This is a genomic window from Mesorhizobium sp. 113-3-9 (assembly GCF_016756515.1).
Classification (GTDB): domain Bacteria; phylum Pseudomonadota; class Alphaproteobacteria; order Rhizobiales; family Rhizobiaceae; genus Mesorhizobium.
The window spans coordinates 2,640,912-2,665,908 of record NZ_AP023246.1; the positions used below are offsets into that span (position 1 = coordinate 2,640,912).

Sequence of the window (24,997 nt, forward strand, 5' to 3'; positions counted from 1 at the left end):
CCTGTCTTGAACCCGCCGGTCAGCTCAGCTGGCTGGCGGAAGATCAAAATCCAGCGCGGAAATATCATCCAGCGCCGCGCGCAACTTCGCGGCCTTCTCCTTGCCGACCATGTCTTCGAAACGCTGCTGGGCGACCTGCCACAGCTTCATCGCCTCATCGAGCTTGACCAACCCTCGGGGCGTCAGCCGCACCCGCTTGATGCGGCGGTCGGCCGGATCGGCGAAGGTCTCGACATAGCCGTCGCGGATCAGCGGCTTCAGCGTGTGGCCGAGCGCCGACAGGTCCATGATCAGGGCAGACGCAATGGCGCCCATCGCCGGTTCGTTGGAGATGTGGATCTGATAGAGCAGGCCCTGCTGCGTGGCTTTCAGGCCCGAGGGCGCCAGCACATCATCGTAGTACTGGCCAATCTTGCGCGTCGCGCGACGCAGCATGGCGTTGTTGCAGAGCGACAGTCCGGGCAGGGCCTCTTTCGACATGGCGATTCCCTCGGCGGCGCGGACATGATGTCCGGCTGCTGGCTGACAAATAATCCCGGATGCGCTCATTGACAAGATAGTGGCATATGCCTACTTCATTAATAGTGGCATATACCACTAAATCAATCAGGCGGCTTGCCGGCAAGGTGAGGGCTGACGTCCACGGTGCCGGCGGCCAGATCGAAGCGAACAGTTCGAGATAGAAGGAACAGGACAATGAGTGGACAGGCAAACAAGGGCACTGCGGTCGTCACCGGCGCCTCATCGGGCATCGGCGCGGTCTATGCGGACCGGCTGGCAGGGCAGGGTTATGATCTCGTTCTGGTGGCGCGCCGCGCCGACCGGCTCGAGGAACTGGCCGAGAAGCTGCGCTACGCCTACGATCGCAAGGTCAGCTTCATCACAGCCGACCTGTCCGATGACGACGACGTGCGCCGTGTAGAGCGGCTGATATCGGCCGACGACAGCGTGACGCTGCTCGTCAACAATGCCGGCCTTGGCGGCCAGCAGGTGGTGGCGACGGCCGACGCCGACGCGGCCGAACGCATGATCAAGGTCAATGTCATCGCCTTGACCCGTTTGACCCGGGCCGTGCTGCCGGGTCTTCTGGCGCGCAACCGCGGCGCCATCGTCAACATCGCCTCGGTGCTTGCCTATGAGACCTCGTTCGGCGGCATCTACAGCGGCACCAAGGCCTATGTCGTCAACTTCACCGAGGCCCTGCACCGCGAGGTCGCGGGCACCAATGTGAAGGTGCAGGTGGTGCTGCCGGGCGCGACCCGGACCGATTTCTGGGAACTCGCCGGCAGCGATATCGACCAGCTCCCGAAGGAAATCATCATGTCCGCCGAAGATATGGTCGATGCGGCGCTCGTCGGCCTGGCCAAGGGCGAAGCCGTCACCGTGCCCGCTCTTGCCGACGCCGGCAAGCTGGACACCTTCCTTGGTGCCCGGCAAGCCTTCTACGGCAGCCTGCACGCCGACAAGCCGGCGGCGCGCTACGGGGTTTGAGAGGTGAGCGAAGAGGCTGGTTCGCCGAGCGAACCAGCACCCCCACCCCGCTCACTTCGTTCGCGACTTGCCGGGGCGAGCCACGGGTTTCGCCCGTCCTTCGGACCCCCACAAGGGCGAGGACGAGCTGCGGCACCCCCTTTGAGGCGTGGAAAAGGCGCGCTCCCTACCTCCCCCTTGTGGGGAGGTCGGACCGCAGGTCCGGGTGGGGGTACTGGCGCGGATTTGGCTTGAGCGCTTCTAAACCGACCGCCACATCGGAATGATCGACGCCGCCAGCACCAGCGCCAGCACGATGTTGAGCGCGCGCCATTGCCACTCGGTCTTGAGCAGCCGGGCCAGCACCATGCCGGCCACGCACCAGACGGACAGCGAGATGGCGGCGGTGAGGCCGAAGGTCGAGCCGAGAAGCAAGGCCAGCTGTCCCGGGCCGTCGGCCAGGGCGGCGAACGAGGCCGCCGCGCCCAGCCCCATCGCCCAGCCCTTGGGGTTCATCCACTGTATACCGGCACCGCCGAGGAAGCTGTTCGGCCTGGCCATGGTCACGTCGAGATTGGGCGGCCCGGCGCGGCCGATCTTGAGCGCCAGCCAAAGGAGATAGAGCGAGCCGGAGATCTTCATCGCCAGTTGCAGCGAAGGCACCGCAAGCAGCAGGCCGGCGAGCCCAGCGGCGGCCGCGCCTGTCACGGTGGCGAGGCCGGCGGCACTGCCGATCATCAGCGGTACGGACCGGCGAAAGCCGAATTGTGCGCCCGAAGCGGTGGACAAGGTCGTGGCGATGCCTGGTGTGGCGGTGGCCACGAAGGCAAACAGGATGAGCGGCAGGATGGGCTGGAGCATGGGGCGTCCTTCTCGGAGGCTCCATGGTAGGCTTGGGCCGACATCAGTAAATGCAATGTTTGTGATATCAGGCATTAGCATCTATAATGCGGATATGATCCGCAATCTCGATACGGCGCTGATGCGCACCTTCGTCACCGTCGCCGACAAGGCCAGCATGACGGCGGCCGCCAATGCGCTGCACCTGACGCAAGGCGCCGTCAGCCAGCAGGTGAAGCGGCTGGAGGAGACGCTCGGCTGCGGCCTGTTCGAGCGCGACCGGCGCGGCCTGCGCCTGACGCGGTCGGGCGAGCGGCTGTTCGACAAGGCCAAGCGCCTGCTCAGCCTCAACGACGAGATCTGGGCGGAGATGGCGGGCTCGGCGGTCGCCGGGCAGGTGCGGCTCGGCGTGCCCTACGATCTGGTCGGAACCTTGCTCGCGCCGGTGCTGAAGGCCTATGCGGAGACCTATCCGCAGGTCGAGATCTCGCTGGTCTGCGCCTCGTCGCCGGAACTGGCGTCAGCGCTCGCTGCCGGAACCATCGACCTCGCGGTGATCGAGGAACGGGTCGGCCCGACATCAGGCGAATGCCTGGCCGTCGACCGGCTGGTCTGGGTCGGCGCCAGAGGCGGCACTGCGCGCGCCAAGCGGCCGCTGCCGGTGTCGATCGTCGCCGACACCTGCGCCTTCCGGCCGGTGGTGCTGGCGGCGCTCAACGAGCATGGGCTGGAATGGCGTACCGTGTTCGAGAACGGCAATATCGACGCAACGACCGCAACCGTGCGCTCCGACCTTGCCGTCACCGCATGGCTGGCTTCGACCGTGCCGGCCGATCTCGACATCCTGCCGTTCGAAACCGGCCTGCCGCCGCTGCCGAATTTTTCAATCAATCTGCATTTGCCAAGGCACGGCGTCGGGCCGGCGGTGCAGGAATTCGCGCGGCATATTCGCGATGGGCTGGCGCGACGGCCTGTCGCGGCCTGAAGGTTGTCGAGAAGGGCTGCCGCCGCCAGGATCCATTACCAGGGTTTAGGCTGCGTGTTTCTTTCGCGAATGGCTTCTTCGGTTTGTGGAACAAGCACGTCCAGATTGCGTGCGGCGTCCGCTTGCACCTTCTCGATATAGGGGCGAAAGGTCTGGTTGTAGTGCTGGAATGCCAGTTCGAAGTTCCCGCCATGCTTCTCAAACGCGCCGGCCAAGGCGGCTGCGCCGATTATGGCCAGCGATCCACCCATGCCCGCGGCTGGCGAGGCGCAGTACGCGGCGTCGCCCACCAGCGCCACCCGGCCCTTTGTCCATGACGGCATTTTTATCTGGCATACCTTGTCAAAGTAGAACGTCCTGGAATGCTCCACTTCCTCCAACAGTTCCGGTATTCTCCAATCCTGTCCGGCGAACTGTTGGGCGATAATTTCCCTCTGTCGCTTCTCGTCGCGATAATCGTAGGGAATCTCGCTGGCGGATGAAAAGCAAAGAACTATGTCCGTCTTGTTGTTGTAGGCGTTAAGCATCACTGCCTTGCCCGGGACGTTATACATCTGAGTGGTATTTTCCTTGATCAGCAGCTTGTTGATGATCGTTATGGAGAAATATTGACGAAGGAAATGCGTGTACCCGGATTCGTCTCCGAATTGGATTTTTCGAACAAGGGAATGATTGCCGTCGCAGCCGAATATCAAGGAAAATGAGCGTCGAGTGCCGTCCCTGAAGGAGACACGGACATCGTCCGCTGTTTCTTCCAGCCCTTCGATGCTGTTGCTGAAAACGAATTCAACGTCGTCTTTCACGGCATCGAACATGATATCCAGCAAGGTATTGCGCTCGATTTCCCAGTCCTCGTCGGATCCTTCGTTGCCGGGCTCACGATGGAACCATCCTTCGGTCGCATCGTCGGAATTTTTGAATTCTGTGCCTTCCATCACCAGGCAGTTTGCCTGGATCTGTTCGAACAGGCCCATGCGCTTCACGATGTCTATGACATCACCACCGATATTGACTGGCGTCCCGCCTTTCTTGAGGCCTTTTGAGACCTCGACAACCGTCACGGCATAGCCGAGCTTGTTCATCCAATATGCGGTTGCCAGTCCTGCGAAACTGGCACCTGAAACGAGTACGGCTCTGTCTGGCGCGGTTACCGTCGCGGCTTGCGTTTTCATATATTCCATCCGATCATGTACGTAAGATCAATATATATCGAATCTTATGTTGTACTGAGTACATAAATGGAGCCTTGAAGCTTGTCAATGCCGATTGACCGCCGGACCCGGAAGCGCCTTGTGACGCGGCAAGCCATCTCCGATGCTGCCACGCTCCTGTTCATTGAACGCGGCTTCGACAATGTGACGGTGGACGAGATCGCGGAGGCCGCCGACGTCGGGCGGATGACGGTGTTCAATCATTTTCCGCGCAAGGAAGACATGTTCTTCGATCGCGACGAAGAAGGCCGCGAGAAGCTTCTCGATGCCTTGCGCCAGCGTGATACCAATGTCGCTCCAATCGAGGCGATACGCCGGTTCGCTCATCGGGCCGCTACGGAAGACCCCATCTACATAGTCTTCTTTCCAGGAAGCCAGAGCTTCGTGGAGACGATCGAGAAAAGCCCGACCCTTATTGCGCGGGCAAGGGCAATACGCGACGAACTCGCACAGACCGTCACGGTGGCACTCGCCGAAAGCGTGGGGAGAGAACCGACTGATCCCGATGCTCATTTGGCGGCCAATCTGGTCCTGGCAAGTTGGACCGTGGCTTTCATCCAGGCGCATCGGGTCTATCAAGAGAGCCAGGATGCCGAGAAGGCGAAATCCATCTTTCTCTCGGTTATAGACAAGGGAACCAGGGGTATCGAAGCCGCCATGGCAGGCACGCCCTACGCCCAGGCAAGCCTGTCCTGAAGCGCATCGCGGCACACTTCAGGTTTGTTTTATGCTCCTCTATTTCCAGTTCCTGCGCCGTTCGAGTTCGGCGTCGGACGGCTCCCCGGTGACAAAGGAGCCGACCTCGATTTCGCCTGATCGCTCGTAGGTCGCGATGATGACGCCGGTGCTGGAGGTTCGCGACCTGGCAAGCCTGAAGGCGGCCGGCATGGCGTCATCGCCGAACAGCCGCTTGCCCTTGCCCAGCAGCAGCGGGAAGATCATCAGCCGGATCTCGTCGATCAGCCCGTTTGCGAGCAGGGTCTGGATCAGATTGCCCGATCCCTGGATGAGCAGGTCAGGTCCATCCTCCTGCTTGAGGCGGCGCAGTGTCGCGACGATGTCGGGCCCAAGCGATTGCGTGTTCTGCCAGGTGAGGGTGTCAGGCCGATGCGTCGCTACATATTTGGTCGCCGGATTGAAGGCATCCGCGATCGGATCTTTCTGATACGGCCAGTACGCGGCGAAGATGTCATAGGTCCTGCGGCCGAGCAGGAGGGCGAAGGGTTTGGAGAAGAGTTCCTCCATTGCCGCGCCGCCCACCTCGTCGAAGTAATGGAAGGTCCAGCCGCCGAACTTGAAGCCGCCGACCGGATCCTCCTCCGGCCCGCCCGGCGCCTGCATGACGCCGTCCAGGCTGAAGAAGGTGGCGGCGATGATCTTCCTCATGGTACTCTCCCTTGTTCCATCCACGCCGTCGCGGCCGGACCATGGCCCAAGGACGGGCCGCCCTCGGCCATCCCGACAGGGTTCGCGAAATTTCCGAAAAGCCTGCCCATCGATCCGTCAGGTGCCGGGTTTGGCGCGGAGATTCTTCGATGAGAACCAGACGTCGCCGAAGATGGCCGTGGCGGTGCGGTCCGGCGCCTTGTCGCTCGTCAGCCATATCGAGCGGCTGCGCGCGGCTTGCTCCCGGGTCGGGATCTTCGCCGCAAGATCCGCAACCGAGGCGCCGAAGCATGGGATGAACCAGGAGCGCATGAAGGGATCGCAGGCGAAGCCCTTCTGGGTGCGGGTCACCATCACCGCCAGCGGGACGCGCTCGGCCGGGCGCCAGGGGAAGATCATGCGGCCGCCGGGGCGCAATGCCTTCAGCCATCCGGCCGGAGGGGCGACGACGCCGGCGTTGACATAGATGATGTCGGATGGCGGCAAGGGCGTGGTCACGGCGTCGCCATGGACGACAGTCGCGTTGCCGTAAGCTTTGAGATTTCTGCGCGCCAGATCGGCCAACTTGTCGTCGAGTTCGAAAGCGGTGACGGTGCCGCCGGGTGACACCAGCCTGGCGAGCAAGGCTGTGTAGTAGCCGGTGCCGGCACCGATATGGGTGACGGTCTCACCGAGTTTCGGTGCCAGTTTTCCGATCCACATGGCGTGCAGGAACGGCTCGCCATTGTTGATGCCCTTGTCGGCATCGAGCGCCACCAGCACGTTCTGGTAAATATGGGAGGGGTCGGCGCTGGGCGTCGTGACCCTGCCGTTGCCGGCGACGATCGTCCATGGTCCGGGGCCGAGAAAGGCCTCGCGCGGCACGCTGGCGAAAACCTCTTCCAGGCGTGGATCCGATGAGGCGGCATTGGCCGCCATCAATCGCGCGTAGAATCTCCTGATGTCTCCTATCGTGCTCATGGCGGCAAGATAGCGCGATTTGCCGGTTTGTCTCGCGGTCCGGTGGAACCTTAGCCGACCCCGAACATAGTGTCGTAGAGCAGCTTGAAATTGAGCACGAGGATGACCGCGGCGACCACCCAGGCAAGGGCCGCCACGGCGCGCGGGATGGCGAGGCTGCCCATCTTGTTGCGGTCGGAGACGAACTGCACCAGCGGAATGACCGCGAAGGGCAACTGCATGGACAGGATGACTTGGCTGAACACCAGCAACTGGCCAGTGCCCTTTTCGCCGTAGAGCGCGGTGACGACCACCACCGGGATGATGGCGAGGCCGCGCGTCAGAAGCCGCCGAGCCCAGTTGGGGATGCGCAGGCGCAGGAACCCTTCCATGATGATCTGGCCGGCAAGCGTCGCCGTCACCGTCGAGTTGAGGCCGGAGGCAAGCAGCGCCACGGCGAACAGGATCGAGGCGATGCCCAGGCCCAGGAGCGGCGACAGCAACTCGAAGGCCTGGCCGATCTCGGCGACATCCTGGTGGCCGGTATCGTGGAAGGCGACAGCCGACACGATCAGGATGGCGGCGTTGACGAACAGCGCCAGCATCAGGGCGATGGTGGAGTCCATCGTCGCCCATTTGACGGCGTCGCGCTTGCCTTTTTCCGTGCGCTCATAGGCGCGGGTCTGCACGATCGAGGAGTGCAAATAGAGATTGTGCGGCATGACGGTGGCGCCGATGATGCCGATCGCGATGTAGAGCATCGCCGGATTGGTGACGATCTCCGGTGACGGCACGAACATCGAATGCAGGATCGTGCCGGCCGGTGGGGCGGCGACGAAGATCTGGATGGCAAAGCAGCTGAAGATGATGATCAAAAGCGCGATGACGAAGGCTTCGAGATAGCGGAACCCCTTGTTCATCAGGAGCAGCACCAGGAAGGCGTCGAGCGCGGTGAGTATGGCGCCGCCGATCAGTGGAATGCCGAACAGCAGCTGCAATGCGATCGCCGTGCCAATGACTTCGGCGAGGTCACAGGCGATGATGGCGAGTTCGCAGGCGATCCACAGCACGAAATTGACTGGGCGCGGATAATAGGCGCGGCAGGCCTGGGCGAGATCGCGGCCGGTGGCGATGCCGAGGCGTGCGGCCAGCGCCTGCAGCAGGATCGCCATCAGGTTGGACAGCATGATGACGAACAAAAGCGTGTAGCCGAACTGGGCGCCGCCGGCGAGGTCGGTCGCCCAGTTGCCGGGGTCCATATACCCGACCGAAACCATGTAGCCGGGGCCCATGAAGGCGAACAGACGGCGGAACCATACGCCGGAAGTCGGCACCGCGACGGAGGAATTGACCTCGCGCAGGCTGGGCTGGTCGTCCTCGTCCCGTCCGGCGAACCGCCATTCGGACCGGGTGGCTGTAACGTCTGTTTCTGACATGGAAAGGCTTTCCGCGACTTCCGGGGGATGTCCGCAACCTATGCCATGGCTCAACATTATGCAATAGGCTATATTTCATTGTCGGTGCTTTTTAGCGGATGCTCCGAACCGCGTGTGCAAGCGCCAATCTGAAACGCCGGTTGCGCCCGTGGGGGATTGCAAATAAACGGCCTGAAGAATCAGAGCCCGTGCTATAAAAGCGCCGACGGCCAAACTCCCGAGGAGGAGCGCGCATTGGCGCTGAAGAACAGACCGGTTCCGCGCGAGCCATTGCCCGACGCCGATGTCCATTCGGAAGGGTTCAGGCAGACGCGCGAAGCGCGCCGCAGCGCGCTGGTCGAGGACTATGTCGAGCTGATCGCCGACCTGATCGAGGACGGCAACGAGGCGCGCCAGGTCGACATCGCCGCGCGGCTCGGCGTCGCCCAGCCGACAGTGGCCAAGATGCTGACGCGACTGTGCGCCGACGGGCTCGTTTCGAGAAAACCCTATCGCGGCGTGTTCTTGACCGATGCCGGCCGCAAGGTGGCTGAAGAAAGCCGCATCCGCCACCAGACGGTGGAAGCCTTCTTGCGTTCGCTGGGCGTCAGCGCCGAAACGGCGCGCATCGATGCCGAGGGCATCGAGCACCATGTCAGCGCCGAGACGCTGGAAGCATTTCGCAAGGCGATGACCGCGCCGCGCTAGGCCGCTGAGCCGTTCTCGGACGGCGGCCGGAACCACCGCGCCTTACGCACGTTGCTCCTGACATCGCGCTGATGTCGCACAAAGGGAGGAAGCAATGGGCGTTGAACAAGCTCCGACCGCCAAGGGCAAGCAAGCCGCCAAAGGGTTGAAACAAGCGGCGGCGAAGGACGAGCGCAAGACCGAGGCCGAGACCGGTCATCCCCTGAAGAAGGGCGCCGCGCGCTTCGAGGAACGCTCGAAAAGCTCCGACGGCAAGAGTGCCGGCGCAAAGCAGAAGGGCTGAGGCCGGGCCGGCCTCAAGGCGCCCGCATCTTCACTCCCGCACATCCTGCACCCAGCTTCTGGGATGTCCGTCGACGCGGAACTGGAAGATGAAGTAGGGCGGGATGCAGGTGCCCTCGCCAGGCTTGGCCTCCGGCAAATCGTCATAGCCGGCGGTGCAGATATAGTCCTCACGGCAAGGGTGGGCCTTGTCGCAGGCGCGCAGGCCGGCGGTCTTGGTGAATTCCCTGGTGCAGAATTTGTGGTCCTTGCCGGATGCGACGCAGTCGTTGAAGCCGGTCTTGGCAAGCCGGCCGCATGTCGCTTCGTCGGGAAGCCTGTCGCAGGTCGCCTTGCGCAGCATGCCGCCGGGAAACCCGCCGGTCTTCTGTTCGGGGTTGTCGTAGCGCTGCCGCGCGGCGCCATAGCCGGCGAGTTTCACCACCGGCTTCTTGTCACGCGCCGGATCGATGGCGCATGCCTTGGCGGTGGCCGGCGACAGGCGGCAATACTGGTCGTTGCCCCATGTCGACATTTTTATCTCGCCGAACTCGACGGGATCGCCGACCGCGGTGCCCTTCTCGCTGACGCAGGTGCCGAAGCCCGGATGGATGGCGCTTTCATGGACGCCGGCGCAACGCAGGCCGGCACCGCAGGTCCAGTCCTTGAAGCTTGCGTCGTCGCCGCGATAACAAATCGATCCCCAGCCATTGTAGAGGTCGGTGCCCTTCAGCGCTTCGGCATATTTCTGGTCCGGACGGGCAGCGAAGCCTCTGGTGAAATCCGGTTGGCCGCCGGCGGCGAATTGCTCGACGATGGCGCGGCGGCGCGGCAGGTCGGCGAAGAACACCGCCGAGCCCGGCACGAAGACGGCATTGCGGCGCGGTTCACTGGCGGGGTCGGCGCCGGTGTAATGGAAGCCGGCAATGCCATGCGTCTGGTGGCAGCCGGTGCAGCTCATTTCGTTGAGCCGTAAATTGAAGCCGGCCACCGACTTGATGCTGGCGAGCGTGTTGCCCCGGGCGACATAGTCCCGCAGCGCCTTGTCGATATCGGCGTCGTCGACCAGCCCATAGGCGATGTTGTTTTGCGAGCGGCTCAAGCCTCCGGGCGCGACGGATACGGCGCTCTTGCTCAGGAACTGCTCGTCGATCACGAGCCGGCCATGGTCGAGGTCGTAGATGTTGCGGTCGGTGAGCAGCCATTTGGCGAAGGACTTGACGTCGGCCAGCACCGTCGCCCGGTCGATCTGGTTCTCCATCTTCGCTTCATGGAAGCTCGAGGTCGCCGGGTCCCATTTGAAGATCTTCAGGAGATATTCGGCATGGCCGCCGAAATCGCGCCGCGTCGAGGCCGACAGCCGCAGCACCTGCATGTTGAGTTCGAGCCGCATGATCTGCGAGGAATTCAGCATCGCGCCGGACAGCGGCCCTTCGTCGGAACGCAGCCAGGCGGCCAACTGCTCGGGCGGCAGGTCCTTCTGTCCGGCTGCCAGCCAGCGCTGTGCAACGTCGGCGCAGGATACGTCGGCGGCACTTGGCAAATCCTTCGAGGCACGGGCCTGCGCTCGCGTCGGCTTGGCATTGAACACCAGGCTCATGGTCAGCGGCAGGCGCGATGAGATGCGCTGTGCGACCTTTCCCTTGGCCGGCTTTTCGGCGACAGAATAGTGGAAGCGGTAGATCAGCCTGATCTCGCCGCATTCGGTGTGGCCGAGATAGCCGCGATCCATGCGGTTGACGACGCCTGTCAGGTCGAGCGTCGAGCCGTCATCGTCGATGTATCTGGGGTTGAACTTCTGGCTGGTGTCCTTCGATCTGGCCATGGCGGCGACATAGGGGTCGGGGCTGGTCTTCGGCTCGTCCGATATCTCCTGCTTGACCGTGTCGCGTACCGTGGCCAGCGCCGGCACTGAAAACAGGCCGTGATTGTCGACGTCGCGAGTGAGACCGAGCGCGGGTCCGAGCAGCCGGCTGATCGACAGGCCGCCACGCTCAAGTGCCTGCAAGGTGGCGGGGTCGGTGACGGCAACGCTGGAATCCAGCGTCACCGCGCCGGCGCCTGGCAGGCCAAGGCAGAACAGCGCTGCCAGCAGCGACAGGAATTGACCGACCCTCTTCAAGTCTCGCACGCCCCCGGTTTGCGGGCGATGCTACAGGCCTTGCGGGCTCTCGGCCAGAGCACCATGCCAGGCACCCCGGCGGTCTCGAAAAATGCTGTGACTTGGCGCAACCATTGGGATAATTGTTTGTTGGGTTGAGCCGGTCTGCCGGAGCAACGGGAAAGTTTGCAGCGCGAGGAGTTGCCATGCTCTGGAGAGGCCGTCGTCAGAGTGACAATATCGAGGACGACCGCAGCGACAGCGGCGGTGGTGGGATCGGCGGCGGCGGCCAGTTCCGTCTCCCGATCGGCGGCCGTACCGGTGGCGGCGGCAGTATCCTCTTCGTCATCTTGGTGGTGATCGCCGGATGGTATTTCGGCTTCGATCCCTCGGCGATCCTGGGCGGTGGCGATGGTGGCCTGCTGCCGGGCGGTGGCGGCCAGATCACTGACAACAGCGGTGGCCAGGACAGCGGCACGGCACCCGCCAATGACGAGATGAAGCAGTTCGTCGCAACCGTGCTGGCCGAGACCGAGGACACCTGGACCGGCATCTTCAAGTCGCAGGGGCTGACCTATGAGGACCCCAAGCTGGTGCTGTTTTCCGGCCAGGTGCGTTCGGCATGCGGCTTTGCCTCGGCGGCCGCGGGGCCGTTCTATTGTCCCGGTGACCACAAGGTCTATCTCGACATGACCTTCTTCCAGCAGCTCGACCAGCAGTTCGGCGCTTCCGGCGAGTTCGCCCGGGCCTATGTGGTCGCCCATGAGGTCGGCCACCACGTGCAGAACCTGACCGGCATCATGTCCAAGTTCAACCAGATGCGGCAAGGCATGAGCGAAGCCGACGCCAACCAGCTGTCGGTGCGCATCGAACTGCAGGCCGATTGCTTCGCCGGCGTGTGGGCTCACTACACCGCGCAGAAGGGCATATTGGAACAGGGCGACATCGAAAGCGCGCTGAACGCCGCCAAGCAGATCGGCGATGACACGCTGCAGAAGAAGATGCAGGGCTATGTCGTGCCGGAAAGCTTCAACCACGGCACCTCGCAGCAGCGCCAGACCTGGCTGGCGCGCGGCTACAAGAGCGGCAAGCTTTCGGACTGCAACACGCTGAGCGGCCCGATCTGAGCACTCGCATCATGGCAATACACTGACGGCGAAGACGCCGTCAGGGAGTGTCAGGATCGGCGATTTCCGCCTGTTCTTGCATTGTTCCTTTTTGCGGGCTCGCCTATAAGGTTCGTCCGCCTGCGCCCCGGGGCGGCCGGAGGAGCTTGACCATCATGATCGACCCCAAAACCGCCAGGCGGGGCCTCGCGCTGGTTTTCACCACGCTGCTGCTCGACATTATCGGGTTCGGCATCATCATGCCGGTGCTGCCCGCCTATTTGCAGGAATTGACCGGGGTCGGCGTCAGCGAGGCGGCCATCGAGGGCGGCTGGCTGTTCTTCGTCTACGCCGCCATGCAGTTCTTCTTCGCACCCATCATGGGCGGCCTGAGTGACCGCTTCGGGCGGCGGCCCATCCTGCTTGCCTCGGTGCTGACCTTTTCCATCGACAATCTGATCTGCGCCATCGCCTGGTCCTATCCGATGCTGTTCATCGGGCGTGTGCTGGCCGGCATTTCGGGCGCCAGCTATTCGACGACATCGGCCTTCATCGCCGACATCTCGAACGACGAGAACCGGGCAAAGAATTTCGGCCTGCTTGGCATCGCCTTCGGCGTCGGCTTCGTCATAGGACCGGTGCTGGGCGGATTGCTCGGCACGTTCGGACCGCGCGTGCCGTTCTTTTTCGCCGCCGGGCTCGCTTTCGTGAACTTCCTGATCGCGATGGTCTTCCTGCCGGAAACGCTCGATGAAAAGCATCGCCGCCGCTTCGAGTGGAAACGCGCCAACCCGGTCGGCACGCTTCTGCAGATGCGCCAATATCAAGGCATCGGCTGGATCGGGCTCGTCTTCTTCCTGATGACGCTCGGTCACATGATGTACCCGGCGGTGTGGTCGTTCGTATCCAGCTATCGCTATGGCTGGAGCCAGCAGCAGATCGGCTTCTCGCTCGGCGCCTTCGGCCTGTGTGGCGCGATCGTCATGGCAACGGTGCTGCCGCGCGTGGTCACGAAGCTCGGTGAATGGAAGACGGCGGCAATCGGGCTGACCTTCACGGCGGCCAGCGCCTTCGGCTATGCCTTCGCCACGCAGGGCTGGATGGTCTACGCGGTGATCGTCGTGGGTTGCCTGGAGGCCTTGGCCGATCCGCCATTGAGGAGCCTCGCCGCCGCCAAGGTGCCGCCTTCCGCACAAGGCGAACTGCAGGGCGCGATGACCTCGATCTTCTCGATCACCTCCATCATCACGCCGCTGCTCTACACGGCGATCTTTTCCTGGTTCACGGGGCCGAGCGCGCCCGTGACCTTTGGCGGCGCGCCCTATCTGGTCGGTGCGTGCTTCCTGGTCCTGGCGCTCATCGTCTTCGTCACCAGGGTGGCGAGACCGGCGACGATCACAAATGCCACGACCGACGTCGCGGAAGATGGAGCACAGGCATGAGCCATGACAGCCGCATCGCGCTGACCAAGGACGGAGTGTCGCTGTCGCGGCTGGTCTTCGGTGCCTGGCGCCTGCTCGACGGTGACGCCCGCCCTGATGCCGATCAGGTCGGGAGGCTGATCGGTGCCGCTGTCGATCTCGGCCTGACCAGTTTCGACCACGCCGACATCTACGGGAATTACGAGGTGGAGGCGGCGTTCGGCGCCGGGCTGTCACGCTGGAAAGGCAAGCGCGAGGAGATCGAGCTGATCTCGAAATGCGACATCATGCTGGCCTCGGCCAACCGGCCGCGAAACCGGCTGAAGCACTATGACACCAGCGCCGCCCACATAACCGCCTCGGTCGACCGCTCGCTCGGCAATCTCGGCACCGACTATCTCGACCTGTTGCTGCTACACCGGCCCGATCCGCTGATGGATGCCGACGAGACGGCGACGGCGTTGGCCGCGTTGGTCAAGGCCGGCAAGGTGAGGGCGGTCGGCGTTTCCAATTTCACGCCGTCGCAGTTCGATCTGCTGGCCTCGCGGCTGCCGTTTGCGCTCGCCACAAACCAGATCGAGATGTCGGTGCTGAAGACATCCGCATTGACCGATGGCAGTCTCGACCACGCGCAGCGCCTGGGCTACGCACCGATGATCTGGTCGCCGCTCGGCGGCGGCTCGCTGTTCACCGGCAAGGAAGCCCGGGAAGCTCGCGTGCGGGCAGCACTGGCGGAGGTTGCCGCCGAAGTCGGAGCCGGCGATCTCGCCACTGTTGCCATCGCCTGGTTGCTACGCCATCCGGCCCGGCTGGTGCCGGTGCTCGGTTCGATGAAGCCGGAACGGTTGGCCGCCATGGTCAAGGCGCTCGGTATCGTGCTCGACCGCCAGCAATGGTTCGCGATCCTGGAGGCGAGTGAAGGCCGGCCGGTGGCGTGAGGGTGGGCATTTGCCGAGGTTGTGAGGCGTTCGCGCCGCCCCTCATTGCCCTGCCGGGCGTTCGTCACTCGAAAAGCCAAGCAATTGGCTTTTCGTCCGCTTCGCGCACCGCTTCTCAACTCCCCGTGTAGTGACGGGGAGAAAGACGCTGTATCGCCGCTCGGATCGAGTTAAGCCCGCTCGGCCAGCAATTCCTCGCCGCGCTTTTGCCGGATCAGGTTGACGAAGCGGCGGAACAGATAGTGCGAATCCTGCGGGCCAGGCGAGGCCTCGGGGTGATGCTGGACCGAGAACACCGGACGGCCGGTGAGCGCAATGCCGCAGTTCGAGCCGTCGAACAGCGAGACATGGGTTTCCTCGACACCCTCGGGCAACGAGTCGGCATCGACGGCGAAGCCGTGATTCATCGAGACGATCTCGACCTTGCCGGTGGTGTGGTCCTTGACCGGATGGTTGGCGCCATGATGGCCCTGGTGCATCTTGGCGGTCCGGCCGCCGAGTGCCAGCGCCAGCATCTGGTGGCCGAGGCAGATGCCGAACACCGGGATGTCGGTCTTCAACAGATCCTGGATGACCGGCACGGCATAGTCGCCGGTGGCTTCCGGATCGCCGGGGCCGTTGGAGAGGAAGATGCCGTCGGGCTGCATGGCGAGGATTTCCTCGGCACCAGTCTTGGCCGGAACCACGGTCACCTTGGCGCCAAGGCCGGCGAGCAGCCGCAAAATGTTACGCTTGACGCCGTAGTCGATGGCCACGACGTGCAGCGACGGATCAGTCTGTTCGCCAAAGCCTTCGTTCCACACCCAGGGCGTCTCGCGCCAGACCGAGGACTGGCCCGAGGTGACTTCCTTGGCGAGGTCGAGCCCGATCAGGCCCGACCATGCGGCGGCGCGCTGCTTGAGGTCGTCGAGGTCAAAGACGCCGTCCGGCGCATGCGCGATGACGGCGTTGGGCATGCCCTTTTCGCGGATCAGCGCGGTCAGCGCGCGGGTGTCGATGCCCGACAGTGCGACGATGCCGCGCTTCTTCAGCCACTGGTCGAGATCGCCGGCGGCGCGGTAGTTGGACGGGTTGGTGACATCGGCCTTGAACACGGCGCCGACGGCGCCGGCGCGGGCGGCCGGATTGAGATCCTCGATGTCCTCGCCATTGGTGCCGATATTGCCGATATGCGGGAAGGTGAAGGTGACGATCTGGCCGGCATAGGAGGGGTCGGTGAGGATTTCCTGATAGCCGGTGAGTGCGGTGTTGAAGCAGACTTCGGCGACGGCGGAGCCGGTGGCACCGAGCCCGCGGCCCTCGATGACGGTGCCGTCGGCCAGCACCAGAAGGGCGGTCGGCTTTTCGGTGGCCCAAGGTGGGGTCAGCGCGGGCGTCGTCTCGGCCATGGCGGCACTCCTATCAGGCTGCGCGCTGCAAAGGCCCGGCGGGCCATCCGCGCAGCAAACGGCGCGGAGCGGCGATTTCGCGGCCTCCACGCATTCAAGCTTCAGTTCATGCAAGGCCCAGTACATAGGGGAAGGGGGCAGGGCGGTCAATGATCATGCGAAATGCCGCCATGATTTATTTCATCAAGCAATATCAGAGACTTGATCCACAATATCTGGGTTTGCCTTGGCCAGGCCCCGGCGCTATTGTCCGCGCCGACCGAAGGAGAAAGCATCATGCGCGGAAAAATCGCCGAATCCCTGAAGAGCGCGATGAAGGCGCAGGACAAGCACCGTCTGCCGACATTGCGGCTGATCCAGGCCGCCATCCATGATCGCGATATCGCCAATCGCGGTGCCGGCAAGGATCCCGCCAGCGACGAGGAGATCCTGCAGATCCTGGCCAAGATGGTGAAGCAGCGCGAGGAATCGGCCAAGGCGTTCGAAGACGGCAAGCGGCCGGAACTGGCGGCGCAGGAGCGCGGCGAGATGGAGATCATTCGCGGCTTCCTGCCGACCCAGCTCGATGATGCCGCGATCACGGCCGCGGCGCGCCAGGCGATTGCCGAGACCGGTGCCGCCAGCCAGAAGGACATGGGCAAGGTGATCGCCGCGCTGAAGCAGAAATACGCCGGCCAGATGGATTTCGGCAAGGCGAGCGGCATCGTCAAAGGGCTTCTGCAGTGAGCCCAGGCGTTCTGGCCGTAGGCGCCACCAATGTTCAGGAGCCACGTGGTCCGCGATGTCGGTTACCTTCTCGACCTGGATCCATCTGTGCGCGAGTGGTCGTGTCTCTCGCAGGTTCTCCGCTGCGTCGGCTGTACGGTGCTCATCGCAGTGATCCCCCGCAGCGGAGTTGCCGCCAACGTTGCGCCTGTCATATCACATCGGTTCATTTTCAACGCCTTGATCGGTCGTGAAACTTTGACCGCTTGCCGAGGGAGGCAGGAAGCGGCTGTCGATCCATCACATGAAACCAAATCATCAATCCTGAGCCGTCGGCCGTATGACGATGCTGCCGACGTCCACATCGGCCGGTTGCTCGATCGCGTAGGCGACACCGCGAGCGATAGCATCGGGCGAGATGGCGAGGTGGCCGATGCGGCTGCCCATGGCTTCCTTGACGGCAGGATCAGTCATTGAATCTGCAAAGTTCGTCGAGATCATGCCTGGTGATATTTCGGTAACCCTGAGGTGTGGTCCACTCTCCTGCCTCAGGGCTTCGGTGATGGTGCGCACGGCATTCTTCGTCGCCGCATAGACGCCCATGGTCGGGAGGATTTTGATCCCGGCCGTCGAGACAATATTGATGATGTGCCCTGACTGCCGACGTTGAAACACTGGCAGCGCAGCAGCGATGCCATAGAGCGTGCCGCGCAGATTGACGTCGATCATGGCGTCCCAGTCTTCCACGCGCAGAGCATCGAAGCGCGATATGGGCCCAATCCCTGCATTGTTCACGATGACGTCGAGCTTGCCGTACTGCTCGATCGCCAAACCGACGAGGGCCTCGAGATCGCCGCGCTGGCGGACGTCGGTCGTCTTGTATACGGCCTTGCCCCCCGCGGCCGCGATCTCGTCGACTACGGCGGCCAGTTCATCCTTGCGGCGGGCGCCGAGCACGACGAACGCCCCACGTCGCGCGAGAAGTTTTGCTGTCGCACGCCCAATCCCGCTGCTTGCGCCTGTGATGGCGATGACCTTGTCCACTATGCTCATTGCAATTCTCCTTCACGACAGAGATAAGGCATCGGGCAAGATTTTATATATCGGAATGTCCATGATTTTATCGCAATCGTCTAACACGACGACTGATCCTCTATCCGACGTGCTGCTCGCCCTCGGCGCGACAGTGACTCGCCGCACCCGGCTGGAAGCCACGGGACAGTGGGCCCTCGAATTTCCGGCTCTTGATCGACTGAAGTTCGTGGCGCTGCTGAGAGGAACCATCTGGTTGACCGTGCCGGGGCAAGACGCTCAACCGATGAGCGCAGGTGACGTCTGCCTGATCGGACGTACGACCTACGCGGTGGCCAGCGACCCGACACTGCCGCCTCTCGACGGTCGAGCCCTCTATGACGGCCGCGACGCCGTGCGTCTTGGTGGCGACGAGACAATCGTCCTCGGTGGAAGCGTCACGTTCTCGCCGGGAAACGCGGACTTCCTGCTCGACATGCTGCCGGGCTTCCTGCTGGTTCCTCGGTCCTCGACGGCATCTGGTGCGGTGACGACAATCCTCACGCTTTTGAATGGCGAAATGGAACGGGCCGCCATGGGAACTCAGATCGTGAGCGCCCGCCTGGCCGATGTGCTTCTGGTGGAGGCGATCCGCGCCTACGCGGAAGGAGCACAGGGCATCCAGACCGGATGGCTTGGCGCACTCTCGAATCCAGGGCTCGGCCGCGTGCTCCGCGCCGTTCATGGAGATGTTGCCCGGCCATGGACGGTGGCGCAACTCGCCAGTGTGGCCGGCATGTCGCGAGCAGCCTTCTCGGCAGCGTTCACCCGCCAAGTGGGACAGCCGCCGCTCGGCTATGTGCGGGCGTGGCGCCTTGCTCTGGCTCATGCGGCGTTGGCCCGTGGCGATGCTGACATAGCAGGCATCGGCAGTAAGCTCGGCTACATGTCGCAGAGTGCCTTCACCCACGCCTTTCGCCGCGCCTTTGGCACTACCCCGAAAACTGTCGCGCGAGCACGATGATCGGCGACGGCCAACGAACCGGTCATCGGTCTCGACCGGAAAGGTTTGGCTGGCCTGTTCGCCGCCGTTCGCGATGCCGACCTTCGGAGTACGGTAGCGCTGATCAACCGGCCGACGCTGGTGATCGCCGGCCAGCACGACACGGTGACGGCGGCCAGCCATGGCGAATTGATCGCCGCAGCCGTGCCGGCGCGAAGCTGCTTGTCCTGCTTGCGGTTACCTGTCGAACGTGGAGTATCGGGCAGAGTTCATAGAGGCCGTACTCGATTTCTTGCGCTGACCGAGAGTCTGGTCTCGTGGGGTCTGCTGTCTCGCGACCTGGAGCAGCGACCTCACGGCGCCTTGCACATCGGCAGCGGCTGCACGGGTGGGGCGGGGTGATCCTTCTTGTACTGGGCGATCACCGGCTCGAGGGTTTTTCGCGGCCAGAATTTCGGCGCGCCGATTTCCTTGAGGCATGATGCGTTCCAATAGGGCGTCTCGCCGGATGGCGAATGGCCTTTGGCCGCCTGCGCGACGGCGGCGATGTCGCGCGATTCCGGATAGATGTAGAGTGTCGTCGGATTGTCCTTCACCATCGCGATGATCTGCCGCGCGTCCGCCGGCGACCAGCTGGTGCAGCCATTGCTGCGACCACCGGCATACTCGACCAGCTTGCCGAACGGTACCAGGCCATCGTGGTCGGCATAGGAGCTGTTCGGGCTTTTGCGCATGCACGTGGCGCGCAGCACTTGCGCGGCATGGCCGCCGATCACCCGTTGTCTCGCATTGGCGGCTTCGCCCTCGCCGTCGAACTGGATGAAGGTGCGCAGGAAGGCGGCATCCTGTTTCGCGCCGGTGCTGTAAAAGCCCTTGAAGGAGGTCTTCGCCTCGCGGGTGACATAGGCGCCGCCGGCGGTCAGCTCCGAATCCATGGCGTTGCCGAAGTTCTTGGAGCAGCGCCTGCCATTTGAAAAATCGGCCGTGCCTTTCAGGTTTTTTCCGCTGCCGTGACCTGACGCGATGGCGCGAAACGATTGGCTGGCCTCGCAGACGACATAATACCGGCGCCCCAGCACGCCATTGCCGAGATCGCCGGGACGTGTCGCGTCCATGGCGAAGTAACAGGGATTCCTGACCGCGCCTTGCGCCACCTTTTTCAGGTAGAGCGCACGCGCCCGCTCCAGCACCACGGCCGAGATCTGGCCGTCGCTGTCGCCGACATGGGCCTGCAGCCAGGCCGGAACAGCTGATGGCTGCAAAGCGGCGAAGGATCGGGCCGTCGCCGTCAAGGCGATGACGATGACAAGAAGGCTGAGGGTGACGACCACACCCAATGGGACAGATCTCAACCGCACCGGATCAATCCTCCTGCCGAAGCCATGCGAATCCTTGCGGCGTCATGTCCGCGACCAATCATAAAATGTCCCGCGCCCATCGGCGAGACACATCTTGTTTAGCTTGCCTGCAGCGATCGTTTTGCCATCGGCCAGCGGGATGGCGCACTGCGGGGACGCCTGCGCGCCACCAAGCCAAACTGGACAGGCTGGGAGGACGATCTATAACTACCGAGCGCAAAATAATTATGGATCGTCTGAAATGGATCCCCTCAGTGACATCATTGCCCTTTTGCAGCCCAGCACGGCGATTTCCAAGCCCATCAAGGGGCGTGGCCGATGGGGCGTGCGTTACGCCGCTTATGACGCGCCTGGCTTTACAATAATCGTGGAGGGGGCGTGCTGGATCGCCTTTGCGGGCCAGGATCCGGTCAAGTTCGAGAAGGGAGACTTCCTCCTGCTGCCTTCCACGCCGGCCTTCTCGCTCAGCAGCCATCCGGGCATCGACTGTGAGCTCCGAACGCCAATGGACGTTGCCATCCAGCATGGCGAGCAAGATGGAGACCCGGATTTTGTCGCGCTCGGCGGGACGTTTCGAATCGAGCCGGTCAATGCCGCGCTTCTGCTCGCGCTCCTTCCGAGCGTCATCCACGTGCCGGGATCGCAGGGGCGCTCCTCCAGGCTTGGCAGGGTCATCGGCCTCATCATGGAGGAATGCGAGAACGAAGATCCGGGCAAGGAAATGGTCTTGCAGCGACTGCTCGAGGTTCTGCTCGTCGAAGCGCTGCGATGGCGTGGCATCGCTTCCGGCGCGGCCGGCCTGCTCGGCGGGATGCGGGATCCGGCGCTGGCGCGCGTGCTCCGCGCCATGCACGAGGATGTCCGGGCGGGTTGGACGGTCGCGGAACTCGCCAGGATCGCGGGACTCTCGCGGTCGGCCTTCGCGGCTCGCTTCGTGGACGTGCTCGGTTGCGGCCCGATCGAGTACCTGGCTCGCTGGCGCATGGCGCTGGCGAAGGATGCTCTCATTCGCGGCTCGAAAACCCTGGACAAAATAGCCGGTGAGATCGGCTACGAGTCCGCCAGCGCCTTCAGCACTGCTTTCAGGAAACGGCTTGGTTGTTCGCCGGGAAAGTTCGCCCGCGACGGTGGCGCTCGCTTGACCGCATAAGCCGTGCCTCTCGCGGCTGGCCTCTTCAAAGGTTCACTTACTCCCGCCCACTATGAGTCATTTTTGGACAGTTGGAAATAAAAATAGGACTATTGATTATAGATCGTCTGCGTTGGCAAGCCTAAAAAAGGCGCATTGAAACCAACGGAGCTTAGCATGCAAACGATCCTGATCACCGGCTGTTCATCTGGCTATGGCCTTGAGACAGCCCGCCATTTTCTCGTCAACGGGTGGAACGTCATCGCCACCATGCGGACACCGCGGGCGGACACACTGCCGCGCTCGGAGCGCCTGAGGATCCTGCCGCTGGACGTCACCAGCGAGGCCAGCATCTCGGCGACCGTCGAAGCCGCGGGTCCGATCGATGTTCTTGTCAACAATGCGGGCATCGGCGTGGTCGGCGCCTTTGAAGCGACGCCCATGTCGCACATCCGCAAGGTCTTCGAGACCAATACGCTTGGCGTGATGGCCATGGCGCAGGCCGTGATTCCGCAGATGCGCGAGCGCCGGTCCGGCGCGATCGTCAACGTCACCTCAAGCGTCACCCTCGCTGCAATGCCCCTGGCGGCCGCCTACACCGCCAGCAAGCAGGCCATCGAGGGCTTCACCGGATCGCTCGCGCACGAACTTGCCTATTTCGGTATCCGCGCAAAGCTGGTCGAGCCGGGATACGCGCCGACAACACGGTTTACGCAAAATACTTCGGTGCGCATCGAAGACATGATCCCGGAGGCTTATGCCGATTTCGCGGCCCCTATCTTCGCGGCCTTCGCCCAGCCCGCGCTGACCACCAAGGAAAGCGACGTTGCCGAGGCCATCTGGGCCGCTGTCCACGACACTTCGGGCAAACTCCGTTTTCCGGCAGGCCAGGATGCGGTCGCCCTGGCAAACGCTGGCTGAAGTCTCCCGGTGCCCGTGCGGGGTGCAACGATTTTCGCTCCGCCAATTCTACGTCGGTTCGGATTGGGCTATCATCTGATTCTGGCGTGGCCCACGCCTCCTCCCTCCACCGGGAAAGCATTCGTTCATGCGGGGCACTCTCATCACCGAACCGACTGTTCGAGCACCAGGCATAAGGAGGGGTTGCGGAAACTGCTCGCACCAGGAGGTTTTTGAGATGATTCTATCCGCGCCCGTCTACCATCTGAAGCGTCAAGCCAGGCTGTTGTCGCGCGAGGCAAAAATCCCGCTCCACCAGGCGCTTGACCGGATTGCCGCGCAAGAGGGATTCGCCAGTTGGAGCCTGCTTGCGGCGAAGCTGTCCGAGACGGCGCCCGCCAGCAGGTTGTTCGCGCAACTGACACCTGGTGATCTGGTTCTGGTCGGCGCGCGACCGGGCCATGGCAAGACGCTGATGAGCCTCGAACTGGCGGTCGAAGCGATGAAGTCGGGCCATCGCAGCGTGTTCTTCACGCTGGAATATACGCAGCGCGATGTGCTGGAGCGGTTCCGCGCCATCGGCGTCGACCCGGCCCGGTTCAACCGGCTGTTCGAATTCGACACTTCCGATGCCATCAGCGCCGGCTATATCGTCAGGGTGTTGGGGTCGGCGCCGCGTGGCACGCTGGCGGTCATCGATTATCTGCAACTGCTCGATCAGAAACGAGAGAATCCCGGCCTGATGGACCAGGTCCGCACGCTGAAGGCTTTCGCGCGCGATAGCGGCGTGATCCTGGTCTTCATCTCGCAGATCGACCGGTCCTACGATCCCGCGAAGAAGCCGGTCCCGGATATCAGGGATGTTCGCCTGCCCAACCCGCTTGATTTGTCCCTGTTCGACAAGGCCTGCTTCCTGAACGAGGGCGAGATCCGCTTCCAGGCGGCTTGAGCGCTCCAGCGGCCAAGGCTATCCCTGCGTGACTGGGAGAGCATGGATCATGGTCGAGATCGTCAAACCGGCGCTTGAACATCTGCCGTCCTACAAGGCGGCGCTCGAGCGCGGCTGGTCGCCGGACAATGTCCGGCTCATGGAGGCAACGCGCGAGCAACTTGCCGCCATAGAGGATGATCCGGTGGCCTTCCTGGCCAGCCTCGATGATCCCGAAGCCAGGGGCGCCCCGATCTCCTTGCCCGATGGCACGCAAGTGTCGCGCCTGCCAGGATTCCGCCGCTGGATCTGGGATGGCGAGGCGTCAGGCTCGATCGGCTTTCGCTGGCAGAAGGGGACGGCGATGCTGCCGTCGCATGTGCTTGGCCATATCGGCTATGCGGTGGTGCCCTGGAAGCAGCGGCGCGGCTACGCCACCGAAGCCTTGCGGTTGATGCTCGACGAGGCAAGGGCGGTCGGCCTTCCCTATGTCGAGATCACCGCCAAGCCGGGCAATCCGGCGTCACACAAGGTGATCCTGGCCAATGGCGGCAAGCTCGTCGAGCGCTTCTTCGAGGACGCCGCCTATGGCGGGGTGGAGAGCCTGCGGTTCCGGATCGATTTGTAGGCCGCCTTGTCGCCAGAGCGGTTCAGCGTTTCACGGAATCGCAGAACCGCTCTAACTATTTGTTTTTACGCAATTCCCAAGGGCAAGCGTTACGCGCTTGTCCCGGAAAAACCGTTACACTTTTCCTGGAATTGCTTTAGGCCTGAGCGCGCAGCCAGTCGGCCAGCGATGCACGGTGCTTGCCGGCCCTGCCGGTGAAGGCTTCGGCAGACAGCATGGAGCTCAGCACGGCCTCCTGCGTGGCTTCCGCCGCCGCCCGAAAAAGGATGTCGATGCGCGCTTCGTTGAGCGCCAGCAGTGGTACAAGATCGCGGCTTTCGTCGTGGTCGACCAGATTGCCGGTGCTGAAGGCAATGGCGATGTCGCCGCTGCCATGGCCCCAGAAGGAGCCAAGCGTGGCGATGCCTGCTCCGGCGCGGCGTGCTACCCTTTCGAGCTGGCGGTGTTCGAGCGGCACATCGGTTGCCAGCACGACCATGATCGAGCCGCGTTCGGCCCCGGCCAGCCGTCTGGGATCGGGCCGGCGCCCATCGGGCAGAATGAGGTCGCCCGGCCTGCCGAAATTCGAGAGCACGAGAACGCCAAGGTGATGTTCGCCGCCAAGCGCGATTCTCCTGGACGCCGAGCCGATGCCGCCCTTGAAGCCGAAGCAGCTCATTCCCGTTCCGGCGCCGACATTGCCCTGTTCGACCGCGCCTTCGTGAGCATCCGCCAGTGCGGCGAGGGCGTGTTCTTCGGTTACCGCCAGGGCCTGGATGTCGTTCAGCGGACCGTCATTGCATTCGCCGACCACCGGATTGACGGTTCCGGTGGTGCGGCCGATATCCGGATTCTGGCGGATGGCGTCGCGGATCAGCGCCGTGGCGCAGGTGCCGACCGAGAGCGTGTTGGTCAAGAGAACAGGCGTTTCGAGGGTGCCGAGTTCCTGCACCTGCGTCAGGCCGACCGTCTTGCCGAAACCATTGATGACATGGCTTGCCGCCGTCACCTTCTTGCGGAACAGATTTCCGCCATGCGGCAGGATAGCGGTCACGCCGGTGTTTATGTCGCCGCCGCGCAGCGTGCGGTGGCCGACGCGCACACCGGGCACGTCGGTGATCGCATTCAGCGCGCCCGGCGGCAAGGTGCCACAGGTCAAGCCGAAATCCCTGACAGTTCCGGTCATG

General features: G+C 63.3%; 25 protein-coding genes and 1 pseudogene. 15 read left to right on the forward strand and 11 right to left on the reverse strand.

What is annotated here, in order from left to right:
- Positions 1 to 24: 24 nt before the first annotated feature.
- Positions 25 to 480: a MarR family winged helix-turn-helix transcriptional regulator gene (locus MesoLj_RS12805; RefSeq protein ID WP_056578667.1), complete on the reverse strand. Its 456-nt coding sequence runs from the start codon at positions 478 to 480 to the stop codon at positions 25 to 27.
- A 216-nt stretch (positions 481 to 696) separates the two neighbouring features.
- Here MesoLj_RS12805 and MesoLj_RS12810 point away from each other — a divergent pair, with 216 nt between their 5' ends.
- Positions 697 to 1,491, forward strand: a complete 795-nt coding sequence (locus tag MesoLj_RS12810) for an SDR family NAD(P)-dependent oxidoreductase (RefSeq protein ID WP_202326209.1) — start codon at positions 697 to 699, stop codon at positions 1,489 to 1,491.
- Positions 1,492 to 1,731: 240 nt separating this feature from the next.
- On the opposite strand, the gene MesoLj_RS12815 is transcribed toward MesoLj_RS12810, so the two are convergent.
- The gene (locus tag MesoLj_RS12815; RefSeq protein WP_202326210.1) at positions 1,732 to 2,331 is read right to left on the reverse strand and encodes a LysE family translocator; all 600 of its coding nucleotides are present in this window, start codon (positions 2,329 to 2,331) and stop codon (positions 1,732 to 1,734) included.
- Positions 2,332 to 2,425: 94 nt separating this feature from the next.
- Here MesoLj_RS12815 and MesoLj_RS12820 point away from each other — a divergent pair, with 94 nt between their 5' ends.
- Complete coding sequence (locus MesoLj_RS12820; RefSeq protein WP_244735358.1) at positions 2,426 to 3,295, forward strand: LysR substrate-binding domain-containing protein; 870 nt, start codon at positions 2,426 to 2,428, stop codon at positions 3,293 to 3,295.
- Between the two features lie 35 nt (positions 3,296 to 3,330).
- Here MesoLj_RS12820 and MesoLj_RS12825 read toward each other — a convergent pair whose 3' ends face one another.
- On the reverse strand, positions 3,331 to 4,467 hold the full coding sequence (locus tag MesoLj_RS12825) for an FAD-dependent monooxygenase (RefSeq protein WP_202326212.1): 1,137 nt from the start codon (positions 4,465 to 4,467) through the stop codon (positions 3,331 to 3,333).
- 87 nt (positions 4,468 to 4,554) lie between these two features.
- On the opposite strand from MesoLj_RS12825, the gene MesoLj_RS12830 reads away from it, so the two are divergent.
- Complete coding sequence (locus MesoLj_RS12830) at positions 4,555 to 5,202, forward strand: TetR/AcrR family transcriptional regulator (RefSeq protein ID WP_202326213.1); 648 nt, start codon at positions 4,555 to 4,557, stop codon at positions 5,200 to 5,202.
- 39 nt (positions 5,203 to 5,241) lie between these two features.
- On the opposite strand, the gene MesoLj_RS12835 is transcribed toward MesoLj_RS12830, so the two are convergent.
- The 3 genes from MesoLj_RS12835 to MesoLj_RS12845 all read right to left on the reverse strand — a co-directional run bounded on the left by MesoLj_RS12835 (position 5,242) and on the right by MesoLj_RS12845 (position 8,267).
- Complete coding sequence (locus tag MesoLj_RS12835; RefSeq protein WP_202326214.1) at positions 5,242 to 5,892, reverse strand: dihydrofolate reductase family protein; 651 nt, start codon at positions 5,890 to 5,892, stop codon at positions 5,242 to 5,244.
- 117 nt (positions 5,893 to 6,009) lie between these two features.
- Positions 6,010 to 6,852 (reverse strand): protein-L-isoaspartate O-methyltransferase family protein, encoded by an 843-nt coding sequence (locus MesoLj_RS12840; RefSeq protein WP_202326215.1) that lies wholly within the window; start codon positions 6,850 to 6,852, stop codon positions 6,010 to 6,012.
- 50 nt (positions 6,853 to 6,902) lie between these two features.
- Complete coding sequence (locus MesoLj_RS12845) at positions 6,903 to 8,267, reverse strand: Nramp family divalent metal transporter (protein ID WP_202326216.1); 1,365 nt, start codon at positions 8,265 to 8,267, stop codon at positions 6,903 to 6,905.
- 234 nt (positions 8,268 to 8,501) lie between these two features.
- Here MesoLj_RS12845 and mntR point away from each other — a divergent pair, with 234 nt between their 5' ends.
- Positions 8,502 to 8,954, forward strand: a complete 453-nt coding sequence (gene mntR / locus MesoLj_RS12850; protein WP_056578997.1) for a manganese-binding transcriptional regulator MntR — start codon at positions 8,502 to 8,504, stop codon at positions 8,952 to 8,954.
- A 94-nt stretch (positions 8,955 to 9,048) separates the two neighbouring features.
- Positions 9,049 to 9,237 (forward strand): hypothetical protein, encoded by a 189-nt coding sequence (locus MesoLj_RS12855; RefSeq protein WP_140774647.1) that lies wholly within the window; start codon positions 9,049 to 9,051, stop codon positions 9,235 to 9,237.
- 30 nt (positions 9,238 to 9,267) lie between these two features.
- On the opposite strand, the gene MesoLj_RS12860 is transcribed toward MesoLj_RS12855, so the two are convergent.
- Positions 9,268 to 11,337, reverse strand: a complete 2,070-nt coding sequence (locus MesoLj_RS12860; protein WP_202326217.1) for a hypothetical protein — start codon at positions 11,335 to 11,337, stop codon at positions 9,268 to 9,270.
- Positions 11,338 to 11,522: 185 nt separating this feature from the next.
- Here MesoLj_RS12860 and ypfJ point away from each other — a divergent pair, with 185 nt between their 5' ends.
- The 3 genes from ypfJ (at position 11,523) to MesoLj_RS12875 (ending at position 14,781) form a co-directional block, all read left to right on the forward strand.
- Complete coding sequence (ypfJ, locus tag MesoLj_RS12865) at positions 11,523 to 12,443, forward strand: KPN_02809 family neutral zinc metallopeptidase (RefSeq protein WP_140774645.1); 921 nt, start codon at positions 11,523 to 11,525, stop codon at positions 12,441 to 12,443.
- A gap of 155 nt (positions 12,444 to 12,598) precedes the next feature.
- Entirely contained in the window at positions 12,599 to 13,864 is a 1,266-nt protein-coding gene (locus MesoLj_RS12870; RefSeq protein ID WP_202326218.1) for a TCR/Tet family MFS transporter, read from the forward strand.
- Positions 13,861 to 14,781, forward strand: a complete 921-nt coding sequence (locus tag MesoLj_RS12875; RefSeq protein WP_202326219.1) for an aldo/keto reductase — start codon at positions 13,861 to 13,863, stop codon at positions 14,779 to 14,781. Before MesoLj_RS12870 ends, MesoLj_RS12875 begins: the two co-directional genes overlap by 4 nt.
- 170 nt (positions 14,782 to 14,951) lie before the next feature.
- On the opposite strand, the gene carA is transcribed toward MesoLj_RS12875, so the two are convergent.
- On the reverse strand, positions 14,952 to 16,169 hold the full coding sequence (gene carA / locus MesoLj_RS12880; protein ID WP_202326220.1) for a glutamine-hydrolyzing carbamoyl-phosphate synthase small subunit: 1,218 nt from the start codon (positions 16,167 to 16,169) through the stop codon (positions 14,952 to 14,954).
- Positions 16,170 to 16,445: 276 nt separating this feature from the next.
- Between carA and MesoLj_RS12885 the strand changes: the two genes are divergently transcribed.
- On the forward strand, positions 16,446 to 16,895 hold the full coding sequence (locus tag MesoLj_RS12885; RefSeq protein WP_140774641.1) for a GatB/YqeY domain-containing protein: 450 nt from the start codon (positions 16,446 to 16,448) through the stop codon (positions 16,893 to 16,895).
- A gap of 297 nt (positions 16,896 to 17,192) precedes the next feature.
- Here MesoLj_RS12885 and MesoLj_RS12890 read toward each other — a convergent pair whose 3' ends face one another.
- Entirely contained in the window at positions 17,193 to 17,927 is a 735-nt protein-coding gene (locus tag MesoLj_RS12890) for an SDR family oxidoreductase (RefSeq protein ID WP_202326221.1), read from the reverse strand.
- Here MesoLj_RS12890 and MesoLj_RS12895 point away from each other — a divergent pair.
- Positions 17,920 to 18,909, forward strand: a complete 990-nt coding sequence (locus tag MesoLj_RS12895) for an AraC family transcriptional regulator (RefSeq protein ID WP_244735535.1) — start codon at positions 17,920 to 17,922, stop codon at positions 18,907 to 18,909. The genes MesoLj_RS12890 and MesoLj_RS12895 overlap by 8 nt on opposite strands.
- Before the next feature lie 9 nt (positions 18,910 to 18,918).
- Positions 18,919 to 19,189: pseudogene (locus MesoLj_RS36815) on the forward strand (alpha/beta fold hydrolase); the annotation flags it as partial.
- 52 nt (positions 19,190 to 19,241) lie between these two features.
- On the opposite strand, the gene MesoLj_RS12900 reads toward MesoLj_RS36815, so the two are convergent.
- Positions 19,242 to 20,246 carry a hypothetical protein gene (locus MesoLj_RS12900; RefSeq protein ID WP_202326222.1) on the reverse strand — a complete coding sequence of 335 codons (1,005 nt, stop codon included), beginning with the start codon at positions 20,244 to 20,246 and terminating at the stop codon, positions 19,242 to 19,244.
- Positions 20,247 to 20,487: 241 nt separating this feature from the next.
- On the opposite strand from MesoLj_RS12900, the gene MesoLj_RS12905 reads away from it, so the two are divergent.
- The 4 genes from MesoLj_RS12905 (at position 20,488) to MesoLj_RS12920 (ending at position 23,831) form a co-directional block, all read left to right on the forward strand.
- Entirely contained in the window at positions 20,488 to 21,396 is a 909-nt protein-coding gene (locus tag MesoLj_RS12905; protein ID WP_202326223.1) for an AraC family transcriptional regulator, read from the forward strand.
- Positions 21,397 to 21,552: 156 nt separating this feature from the next.
- Entirely contained in the window at positions 21,553 to 22,296 is a 744-nt protein-coding gene (locus MesoLj_RS12910) for an SDR family oxidoreductase (RefSeq protein ID WP_202326224.1), read from the forward strand.
- A gap of 217 nt (positions 22,297 to 22,513) precedes the next feature.
- On the forward strand, positions 22,514 to 23,224 hold the full coding sequence (locus MesoLj_RS12915) for a DNA helicase (protein ID WP_202326225.1): 711 nt from the start codon (positions 22,514 to 22,516) through the stop codon (positions 23,222 to 23,224).
- Between the two features lie 49 nt (positions 23,225 to 23,273).
- Positions 23,274 to 23,831, forward strand: coding sequence for a GNAT family N-acetyltransferase (locus MesoLj_RS12920; RefSeq protein ID WP_202326226.1), 558 nt, complete (start codon positions 23,274 to 23,276; stop codon positions 23,829 to 23,831).
- A 136-nt stretch (positions 23,832 to 23,967) separates the two neighbouring features.
- Here the strand turns inward: MesoLj_RS12920 and MesoLj_RS12925 are convergent, their stop codons facing one another.
- On the reverse strand, positions 23,968 to 24,996 hold the full coding sequence (locus tag MesoLj_RS12925; RefSeq protein WP_202326227.1) for a DmpA family aminopeptidase: 1,029 nt from the start codon (positions 24,994 to 24,996) through the stop codon (positions 23,968 to 23,970).
- Position 24,997: the final 1 nt, after the last annotated feature.